Source organism: Celeribacter marinus (assembly GCF_965656515.1).
GTDB classification, from domain to species: domain Bacteria; phylum Pseudomonadota; class Alphaproteobacteria; order Rhodobacterales; family Rhodobacteraceae; genus Celeribacter; species Celeribacter marinus_D.
Map to the genome: position 1 here is coordinate 1 of NZ_CBFHKW010000043.1, position 10,612 is coordinate 10,612.

Annotated in this window: 9 protein-coding genes; 5 read left to right on the plus strand and 4 right to left on the minus strand. The window is 57.5% G+C overall.

The annotated features are described in order from the left end of the window. From ACTG34_RS10000 to ACTG34_RS10015, 4 genes are all read right to left on the minus strand, one after another. The coding region (locus ACTG34_RS10000; RefSeq protein WP_439104780.1) for an ABC transporter ATP-binding protein at positions 1-647 on the minus strand (647 nt) is incomplete at its 3' end. Positions 648-659: 12 nt separating this feature from the next. Next, a complete protein-coding gene (locus ACTG34_RS10005) occupies positions 660-1,883 on the minus strand; it encodes a branched-chain amino acid ABC transporter permease (protein WP_439104781.1) in 1,224 nt (407 codons plus the stop codon). Positions 1,884-1,887: 4 nt separating this feature from the next. Then, positions 1,888-2,919 carry a branched-chain amino acid ABC transporter permease gene (locus ACTG34_RS10010; RefSeq protein WP_439104782.1) on the minus strand — a complete coding sequence of 344 codons (1,032 nt, stop codon included), beginning with the start codon at positions 2,917-2,919 and terminating at the stop codon, positions 1,888-1,890. Positions 2,920-3,098: 179 nt separating this feature from the next. Further along, a complete protein-coding gene (locus tag ACTG34_RS10015; protein WP_439104783.1) occupies positions 3,099-4,439 on the minus strand; it encodes a substrate-binding protein in 1,341 nt (446 codons plus the stop codon). A gap of 276 nt (positions 4,440-4,715) precedes the next feature. Here ACTG34_RS10015 and ACTG34_RS10020 point away from each other — a divergent pair, with 276 nt between their 5' ends. The 5 genes from ACTG34_RS10020 to ACTG34_RS10040 form a co-directional block, all read left to right on the plus strand. Beyond that, entirely contained in the window at positions 4,716-6,041 is a 1,326-nt protein-coding gene (locus tag ACTG34_RS10020; RefSeq protein WP_439104784.1) for a short-chain fatty acyl-CoA regulator family protein, read from the plus strand. Positions 6,042-6,134: 93 nt separating this feature from the next. Then, complete coding sequence (locus ACTG34_RS10025; RefSeq protein WP_439104785.1) at positions 6,135-6,560, plus strand: response regulator transcription factor; 426 nt, start codon at positions 6,135-6,137, stop codon at positions 6,558-6,560. Further along, complete coding sequence (locus ACTG34_RS10030) at positions 6,532-6,885, plus strand: hypothetical protein (RefSeq protein WP_439104786.1); 354 nt, start codon at positions 6,532-6,534, stop codon at positions 6,883-6,885. The genes ACTG34_RS10025 and ACTG34_RS10030 overlap by 29 nt, the downstream gene beginning before the upstream one ends. A gap of 2 nt (positions 6,886-6,887) precedes the next feature. After that, a complete protein-coding gene (locus ACTG34_RS10035; protein ID WP_439104787.1) occupies positions 6,888-9,623 on the plus strand; it encodes an ATP-binding protein in 2,736 nt (911 codons plus the stop codon). Positions 9,624-9,728: 105 nt separating this feature from the next. Next, positions 9,729-10,612: FliM/FliN family flagellar motor switch protein (locus ACTG34_RS10040; RefSeq protein WP_439104788.1), on the plus strand; the 884-nt coding region annotated here is incomplete at its 3' end.

Genomic DNA, 10,612 nt, shown 5'->3' on the forward strand with positions numbered 1-10,612 from the left:
GCCAGTGAGAACACAACGTGCATGTCGTGTTCGATAATGGCAATTGTGATATCGCGTTCTTCCTTAATCTGCTTGAGCAGAGCGATGGTGTTGTTGGTATCCGCGCGCGCCATGCCCGCCGTTGGTTCGTCGAGCAACAGCAGTTTTGGCTCTTGGACCAGACACATCGCAATCTCGAGACGCCGCTTGTCGCCGCGCGACATGGCCGAGGCGAGCATATTGGTCTTTTCCAACATACCGACTTCGCTCAACATTTTTTCTGCCTTTTCAATCAGATCGCGCTCAGATGCCATGTTAATCATGGCGTGCATCCGAAAGGCGCCGTCTCGTTTGGCAAAACACGGGATCATCATGTTTTCCATCACCGACAGATCCGCAAAGATCTCCGGGGTTTGGAACACACGACTAATGCCCATTTGGTTAATTTCGTGCGGGCTACGTCCCAGAACGGATTGGCCGTCAAACATGACCGAACCCGTATCAGGGATGAGTTTGCCCACAAGGCAGTTGAGCAAGGTGGATTTGCCTGCACCGTTTGGGCCGATGATGGCGTGAACAGTGTTTTCCTGGACGGAGAGATTGACGTCTCCGAGGGCTTGTAGACCCCCGAACCGTTTCCCCACGCCTTTGACTTCAAGAATTCCCATGGTGAGCGCTCCTTAAACGACGTGTTTGCTAGGGTCGGGGTGATGTTCGGGATCGGGATCATCGTATTTGTCCCGCTTCTTATTGCCCCTTTTGAGGCGGTCGGAGATGCGTTTGAGGCCTTCGACCAGACCACCGGGAAGGAAGGTCACAACCAGCATGAACGTCACGCCGAGGGTGAGGTGCCAGCCCTCGCCAGTGAAGCGGGCAAAGACCCAGACCACGACCTCTTCGATACCGTCAGGCAACCAGTGGAACCAAGAGTGCAACACGCTCTCGTTGATTTTGGAGAAGATGTTTTCAAGATATTTGATCACACCTGCGCCAAGAACCGGACCCATCAATGTGCCAGCACCACCAAGAATGGTCATAATGACAACCTCACCAGAGGCGGTCCACAGCATACGGTCGGCACCGGCAAGCGGGTCCATCGCAGCCAGCAGGCCACCGGCGAGACCGGCGTACATGCCAGAGATGACAAAGGCCGCAAGCGTATAGGGTTTGGGATCAAGGCCCGTGAACTTCATCCGGTTCTGGTTGGATTTCACGGCCCGCAGCATCATGCCAAAGGGCGAGCGGAAAATGCGGATCGCCATGTAAAAGGCGATGATCGCGATGACCGCACAGAAATAGTAGCCCACGGAAAAGGTAAAGACGCGGCCGAGTGCTTCGAGTTTGTAGGACGAATTCATCGCCAAACCGAACAGGTTGGTCACGGGCAACGAGCCAGATTGAGCCGCGCTGTCTAGAATGCGTGGATCGTCGAGCGCCAGTTGTAGACCCGTTTCACCGTTGGTGATGGGGGTCAGCACCGAGTAGGCCATTTTGTAGCACATCTGTGCAAAGGCCAGTGTGAGGATCGAAAAGTAGATGCCCGAGCGGCGCAAGGAGACATATCCAATGGCCAGAGCAAACAGGCCCGATACAAACATGGCAAGCAAGATGCCGGGGATGACGTTCATGGTGAGCAGTTTGAACATCCAGACCGCAGAGTAGGATCCTATGCCGAGAAACGCGGCGTGGCCAAAGCTGAGGTAACCGGTGAGGCCGAACAGGATGTTGAACCCTACGGCAAAGATGCCGAAAATGGCGACCTTTTGCATGAGATCAGGATAGCCGCCGTTAAACTGGGCGAGGCCCGATCCTTCGGCGAAGGGCTGCATCAAGAACGGCGTGAGCATGGTCAACGCAATTACAATCAGCAGGAACTTTGAGTCAGTTTTATTGAGTCCGAGCATTTGATTAGTCCTCCATCACGCCTTTTTTGCCCATTAGACCGCGCGGACGGGTCAACAGGATGACAATGGCGACGACGTAGATGATGATCTGGTCGATACCGGGGATGATCGATTTAACCTCGTTCATCGAGGCAAAGCTTTCGAGTACGCCGAGCAAAAAGCCCGCAGCAACAGCACCAGGCAACGAGCCCATGCCACCCACAACCACCACAACAAACGACAACACGAGGAAGTCCATTCCCATGTGGTAGTTGGGCGACAACACAGGCGCATACATTACGCCCGCTGTGCCTGCTACGGCGGCGGCAAGGCCGAACATAAAGGTAAAACGGCGGTCGATGTTGATACCCAAAAGGCCGACAGTTTCGCGGTCTGCCATGCCTGCGCGCACAACCATCCCGAAGGTGGTGAACCGCAGGAATGAGAACACCGCGCTGATGACGACAGCGGCAAACATAAAGTAGACCAGACGCCAGTAGGGGTAGACGATGCGGTTGGCTTCGAACCCGAGCAGCGCGCCGAAATCATATGAGCCTTTGAAGGCTTCGGGGGCGGGGGTCGAGATCGGGTTGGCCCCGTAAAAATACTTGATCACTTCTTGAAGCACGATAGCCAAACCAAAGGTCACGAGGATCTGGTCGGCGTGGGGGCGCTTGTAGAAGTGTTTGATGAGACCGCGCTCCATGATGTAGCCCACGGCAATCATGATCGGGATGGAGAACAAAATCGCCAGCGGCACCGACCAATCAATGAGCCAAGCCCCTGTTTCGGGACCAAACCACGCCTCAACGTAGGGTGTTTTGATCACGGCGGGATTGCCAAGAAAGTCGGTCTTTGTCGGGTCAATCGTCTCGAACGAGATTGAGAAAATGCGCGACAGTGTAACAGCACAAAAGGCGCCGATCATGAAAATTGCCCCGTGGGCAAAGTTCACAACACCGAGCGTGCCGAAAATGAGGGTAAGCCCAAGTGCTATGAGCGCGTAAGCCGAGCCCTTATCAAGCCCGTTGAGCAATTGCGAAAGGATCGTCTCCATTGTCCCACCTTAGGTTGTGGTTATGCTTTGGCATGCGACCCCCGTGGTCCGCGATCCGGTGAGATGCGCGGGGAGGGGGAACCGAAGACGCCAATGCGGCGCCCTCGATCGTTTCATGTGCGTGAAATGGCGCGCCAGTCACCCGTGTGGTGACATGGGCGCGCCGCAGTGTTGGCAGATCAGCCTGCGTTACACTCGCCCAATGCGCCACCGGCGAACATGGGGTGGTCGACATCGTATGTGACCTGAGCTGCTGGTGTGACTTCGACCACTTCGAGAAGGTCGAACTCGGACGTTGGGTTCTCTTTCCCGCGCACAACCAGAACGTCTTTGAAGCACTGGTGATCGCCTGCACGGTAGAGGGTTGGACCGTTGCCCAAGCCGTCGAACTGGAAGTCCTCAAGCGCTTCGCCAACCGCACATGGGTTGAACGATCCAGCACGTGCCACGGCATCTGCGTACAGAAGCGTCTGACAGTATACGGTGTGTGCCGCCTGTGAGGGTGGGAAGCCGTATTTGGTGCCGAAGGATTTAACGAAGGCTTTGGAGCCCTCATCCTGAAGCGACCAGTGCCAGTTTGTCGAGCCGTGAATGCCCTTAACGTTTGCACCAGCACCACGTGCCATAAGGCGCGAGTAGAGCGGAACAACGATTTCGAAGTTCTTGCCGTTGACCATTTTGTCACGCAAGCCGAACTGAACGGCGTTGGTGAGCGAGTTGACCATGTCCCCACCGTAGTGGTTGAGCACGAGCACGTCTGCGTCTGTTTGCAGAACGGGCGTGATGTAGGACGAGAAGTCACCAGCGCCAAGCGGGGTGCGGACCTTGTTGACGGTCTCCCAACCCATGGCTTCGGTTGCGGCGGCGATCGACTCTTCTTGTGTCCAACCCCATGAGTAGTCAGCAGTCAGGTGGTACGCCTTACGGTCGGTGCCGTAGAGGTTTTTGAGCACAGGTGCCAGAGCAGCTGCGGACATGTACGCGTTAAAGAAGTGACGGAAGCCGTTGGCTTTCTTATCTTTACCCGTGGTGTCGTTGGAGTGGGTAAGGCCGGCCATAAAGATCACGCCAGCTTCCTGACATAGACCCTGAACAGCAATCGCCACGCCCGAGGACGAGCCGCCCGTGATCATCACGGCGCCGTCTTTTTCGATCATGGATTTTGCGGATGCGCGGGCAGCGTCAGATTTAGTCTGTGTATCGCCTGTGACGAACTCGACCTTCTTGCCCATGATGCCGTTACCTTCGAGCACTTTGGAGCTGAAAGTATTCATCATGCCGCCGTCGCCGCCACCGTTGAGGTGCTCAACAGCAAGCTCGTATGCGCGCAGCTCGTCCGCACCCTCATCGGCGTAAGCGCCAGACTGGGGAACGTTAAAGCCGAGCGTGACGGAGCCGCCAGTCGGTTCGTTGGTGAACGCCATCGCGCCAGAGGTAAAGATCGTCGGCAAAGCGAGACCTGCACCTGTGACGGCGCCGGTCTTGAGCAGACCGCGACGTGTGAAGTTGGATGTGGACATATTTATCCTCCCTATAAGTTTATTCCGACCTGATCGCCTCCTCCGCGCTCAGATCGTCGCCTGTCTTTGTTCGCACAAGACGCGTTAACAGGATGTTGTGATTATTGGGGGGTGAACGATAATTTCTCAACAAGTCACTCTTGCTAAATGATTTTTTTGTTAACGTTTACACAATACGGTGGTATGCAGTGTAAAGAATTTATCGGCGGGGTGCGGCATTCTCTGGATGCAGTCGCAGAAAGGCGCTGAAAACGTTGGGAATAATGAGGGACTAAAATGCCGCGTTCGACACTGACAGGCAGCCGCATCCGCGAGCGCCGCACCCTTAAGGGGCTCAAGCAAGCCGATTTGGCGCGCAGTGTGGGGATTTCACCCGCCTATCTCAATTTGATCGAGCATAACCGCCGTAGAATCGGTGGAAAACTCCTTGTTGATTTGGCGCGTGAGCTGGACGCTGATCTGGTTGCCCTGTCGCAAGGGGCGCAGGCGCCCTTGGTTGAGGGGTTGCGCGCGGCGGCGGGTGAGGCGGGCGATGGGCGTGATGTGGTTGAGGTCGACCGTGTTGAGGATTTCGCGGACCGCTTTCCGGGTTGGGCGGGTTTGGTGACGCAGCAACGCGACCACATCGGCGCATTGGAGCGCCGTGTCGAGGCGCTCAATGACCGTTTGGCCCATGATCCCTATCTGAGTGATGCCCTGCATGATTTGTTGTCGTCTGTGACGGCGGTGCGCTCAACTGCGGGTATTCTCAACGCGGGCGATGATATCGATCCTGAATGGCGCGCACGTTTTCACCGTAATCTGTACGAGGACAGTCAGCGTCTCGCGGATGGCGCACAGTCGCTTGTCACTTATCTGGACACGATTGGATCGGCCCAAGAGGGGCTATCAACGCCGCTTGATGAGGTGGAGGCATGGCTCGCCGCGCGGTCCTATGCGCTTGGCGACGAGACGGATGCAGATGCGCAAGCCCGCGCACAGTCTGCGCCGCTCAAAACCCTTGCGGCCCAGACCCTAGCACAAGATTGGCAGGCCAAGGCCACCCGCGATGCCCAAGCAATGCCTTTGGCGCAAGTAGATGCGGTTTTGGCGCAGCACGGCCCTGATCCGTCGGCGTTGGCACGCGCGGCCAATGTGCCGCTTGATGCTGCGATGCGCCGCCTTGCGGCATTGCCACCCGCAGATCATCGTCCACCTGTTGGGTTGGCGCGCTGCGATGGCTCGGGGACGCTCACCTTTCGCAAGCCGCTTGACGGATTTGCCTTGCCGCGCTTTGGGGCGGCCTGTCCGCTATGGCCGCTTTATCAGGCACTTTTGCGGCCAACCGTGCCAGTTCGGCGTGTGATAGAGGCACAAGGGCAACCGGCCCGCCGCTTTGTCGCTTATGCCATTTGTCAGCCGGTTCAGGCGCTAGAGTTCGACGCGCCGCAAATTGTCGAGGCCACTATGATGATTGTGCCTTTGGAACACGCGGGGCGCAGGCTGCCGTCCGCTGAGGCATCAGGGGGCGCATTGGGGATTGGGTCAACCTGTCGCGTATGTGCGCGCGCCGCCTGTGCTGCGCGCCGTGAACCGTCCTTGGTCATGGTTGACCAAACGTAAAGGTGTGAGTTTGCCCGTAAAAACGGCCAAGCCTTTTGACTCGCGCCGTTTGAGCGGTGATAAGGAAGGGGACCAAGGGGAGAGGGTTACAGCATGGGCAAACGCGTCCTGCTCATTGAAGACGAGCCGAACATCATCGAAGCTATCCGATTCATCTTGTCGCGAGACGGATGGACCGTCGAGACGCATTCCGATGGTGGCACGGCCGTGGCCGCGGTTGAGGCCAAGCGGCCCGACATTATCATTCTCGACGTTATGCTCCCCAATAAATCAGGCTTTGAGATCCTGCGCGAGTTGCGGGGCATGGACGATCATAAAACCCGCCCCATTTTGATGCTCACCGCGCGCGGTCAGAAAAAGGACCGTGAGTTGGCCGAGGCCTCGGGCGTGTCGGTCTTTATGACCAAGCCGTTTTCAAACGCCGACATGTTGGATGCCGTTCGGACTTTAGCCGCAGATGCACAGGGTCAGGCGGTCGAGGCGATTGAGCATGGCGCGATCAGACATGGCGATGCCTGACACCCGCCTGTCCGATCTCGCGCCGCGTGAACGCCACACGCCGCTCTATCTGGCGCGCGCGTCCTACCGACAGCGGCGTTGGATCGATGCGCAACGGCTTTTGCCTGTTTTGCTTTTTGCGCTGTATCTGTTGCCCCTGCTTTGGGGCGGTGGCGATACGGGGGAACCTGTCGGCCACGGGGGGCGTTCCGTTGTCTATGTCTTTGCCATTTGGGGATTGGCGATCGTTGGCAGTGTCGCGTTCGCAATCGCGATGCAGCGCAAAGTGCCCCGTGAGGGACGCGGGGCAGCGCCGCTTAATCCCGATCACAGCGCGGAGGGGTAGCGGTGCTCTCGTTCAACCTTCTGGTTCTGGTCTGTCTCGCCTATGCGTCGCTGTTGTTTTTTGTTGCATTTTGGGCGGAAAAACGCGCTGAGCGTGGCCGTTTGGGATGGTTGCGCTCTCCCGTGGTCTACACGCTTTCACTGTCGATCTATTGTACCGCGTGGACGTTTTACGGCGCGGTGGGCTATGCGGCGCGATCCGGCCTTGAGTTTGTGACGATCTATGTGGGTCCGAGCCTTGTGATGATCGGATGGTGGTGGGTGCTGCGCAAATTGGTGCGCATTGGCCGTACACAGCGTATCACGTCGATTGCCGATCTCATTTCCTCACGCTTTGGCAAGTCCAATACGCTTGGTGTGCTTGTCACCTTGCTCGCGGTGATCGGCACCACGCCTTATATTGCGCTGCAACTTCAATCTGTTGCGCTGTCATTTGCGGTCTTTGGCATCAATGATCCTCAGGCGATGGTCGTCCCCGATTTGAACAAAACAGCAGTTTGGGTGGCGGGTGGTCTGACGTTGTTCACAATCTTGTTCGGCACGCGCAACCTAGATGCCAACGAGCGTCACCACGGTGTTGTCACCGCCATTGCGTTGGAGGCCGTGGTGAAATTTGTGGCCTTGGTCGCGGTGGGGGTGTTCGTTGTGTGGGGTGTGGGCGGCGGTCTGGGGGAGACACTCGCGCGCATTGACGCCTCGCCGATTGCGCAACAATCGATAAACGGCACGCGGTGGGTGACGCTCACGCTGTTGGCTGCGGCTGCGTTTTTGACCCTGCCGCGCATGTTTCAGGTTCTGGTTGTCGAGAACTCTGAAGAAAGCCATTTGTTCACCGCTGGGTGGGCCTTTCCGCTCTATCTGTTTGGTATGTCGCTGTTCGTGATCCCGATTGCGGTGACGGGGCTTGCCGTGCTACCCGAGGGGGCGAATCCCGATATGTTCGTGCTCACGATCCCTCTTAACTATGACAAGCAAGCCCTTGCAGCACTTAGCTTTTTAGGTGGGTTTTCGTCGGCGACATCGATGGTTATTGTCGCCGCAATCGCCCTGTCGACGATGGTGTCCAACCACATCGTTATGCCGATTTGGCTGTCGAGCCGCAAAGACGGTGCGACCGTTTCGGGGGATGTGCGTTCGGTCGTGTTGCTGGCGCGGCGCATCTCCATCGCGGGCGTGCTTGGCCTTGGCTATTTGTATTTCCATATCTCGGGCGGCTCGGAGGCCTTGGCCGCGATTGGTATGATCTCGTTCACCGGCGTAGCACAAGTGTTACCGGCTTTAATCGGCGGCGTGTTTTGGCGCGGGGCCACGCGGGTCGGCGCGATTGCGGGCATTGTGACGGGATTTGTGATCTGGGCCTACACGATGTTTTTGCCCTCATTTGGGGCAGCGGCCGGATTTACCGAGGCCTTTATGGCCAGTGGGCCGTTCGATCTGGCGTGGTTGCGCCCGCAAGCGTTGTTTGGCGTCACGGGGGCCGATCCGGTTGTACATGCTGTTGTGTGGTCGATTGCGCTCAACGCACTTGCGTTTGTGATCGGCTCTTTGGTGTCGTTCCCGCGTCCCGTCGAGCGCTTGCAAGGCGCGCAATTCGTCAATGTGTTCGAGCATACAGGTGCGGCGCGGCGCTGGTCTGAGGGGGTTGCCGAGGCCGAGGATCTCTTGATGATGGCGCAACGCATCGTTGGGTCGGCAGAGGCGCAAAAGCTGTTTCAGATCGAGGCCGAGGCCCAAGGAAAACAGGGGTATCTGCCCGATGTGACGCCCGCATTCCTGGAGCGGTTGGAGCGCGAACTTGCGGGCTCGGTTGGCGCGGCCACGGCGCACGCCATGCTTGGTCAGTTGGTGGGCGGCTCGATCGTGTCGGTTGAGGATTTGATGGCGGTGGCGGATGAAGCGGCGCAGATCATGGAGTACTCAAGTCAGTTAGAGGCCAAGTCCTCCGAACTCGCCCGCACCGCGCGCCAATTGCGTGAAGCCAACGAGAAACTCACGGCGCTCTCGATCCAAAAGGACGCGTTTTTGAGCCAGATTAGCCACGAATTGCGCACGCCCATGACGTCGATCCGCGCGTTTTCCGAGATTTTGCGCGACAGCGGTGATGTGGGGACCGCAGATGTCGGCACAGATGTCGGAATGGACGCCGAAAGTCTAAAGCGGTTTTCGGGAATCATTCATGACGAGGCCCAACGTCTGACGCGGCTGCTTGATGACCTGTTGGACCTATCGGTACTAGAAAACGGACAGGTGACCTTGAACTGGGCGCGCACCAATTTGCACGATGTGATCGCGCGCGCGGTTCAGGCGACCACGCATGGCGGTCTGAATACGGGGCTGATCGTGCACCGCGGCGAGTTAAGCGAGCATATCGCGATTGAGACCGATCCCGACCGCCTCGCACAGGTGTTTATCAACTTGATCACCAATGCGCGCAAATATTGCGACGCGCGCAACCCCGCCTTGCATATCACCGCGACACGGGTGGGGCGCGACCAGTTGCAAATCGACTTTGTCGACAACGGCTCAGGCATTCCGAGTGACAAACAGGCGATGATTTTTGAAAAGTTTTCACGGCTGACGGATCATGCCAAAGCGGGCGGTGCGGGCCTTGGCTTGGCAATTTGTCGTGAGATTATGCACAATCTTGGCGGTACGATCAGCTATTTGCCCGGACAGGGTGGGGCGGCGTTTCGGCTAAAGCTGCCACGGGCGCGGCGCGGCGCGGGACACGCACCGTAGCAATTGATTAATCTTATTTCGCGAGACTGGCGGAATTCGTATCTGAATCAAGGTTTTGTTTACCTCGATAGGGCAAAATCAAGATCAATCAGGAATGAAGTACGCATGTCAGACGAGGACGTCATTACAGCTCTTAGGCGGAAAACCGGTGCGGGACGCCCCCCGCCGGAAGTTCAACCTATGTCTGCGACAAAGGCATTGCGCGTAGGATTTGCCAAAGCCGCCGAAGAGGCGATGGAGTTGGTGTTTCAGGTTCAACACGTCGAGGAACGGCGCCAAACGGTGTCGGCGCTGACGCAAAGCCTACCCGAGAATGCGCTTTTGGCCCTGTTGGAGGGGCCAGCCGATCAGTTCGGGTTGATGGTGTTCGATCATGTGACCACAGCCTCGGTTGTCGAGCAAATGACAACGGGATCTGTTTTGCCCATGGCCCCTGAGGAGCGACAGCCCTCAACCACGGATGCGGTAATGTGCTCTGACTTGATCGACCGGATGATCGAGGAATTCGAGGAACAGATCGCGCAGGCTCCCAATCCGCCAAAGGTGGACGGATTTCGTTATGCCGCACGCCTCCAAGAGAAACGATCCATCGCCCTTGCCTTTGACGATGTGCCGTACAGGTGCTTCTACATCACCGTGACCGTTGGCCGTGTGGCGCGCGAAAGCACCATTGTCTTGATCTTCCCCTTTGATGCGCCACCGCCCAAACGGGTGAAAGGCGAGGAAAGCGCGTGGGGCAAAGAGTTCAAAGATGTGGTGATGGGCACCCATGTCACCCTTGATACCGTGTTGCACGAAATAACGCTTTCACTCAGCGAGGTGGCATCATGGGACGTAGGCACATTGATCCCGATCCCGCGAGAGGCGCTGTCACGTGTTGAAATCCGTGCCCAAGATGGCCGCAAGGTGAGCCGTGGCCGTATTGGCCAAATTGGCGGTGCACGCGCGGTGCGCATTGATTTGACGCCCGAGGATACGTCTGACGGCGT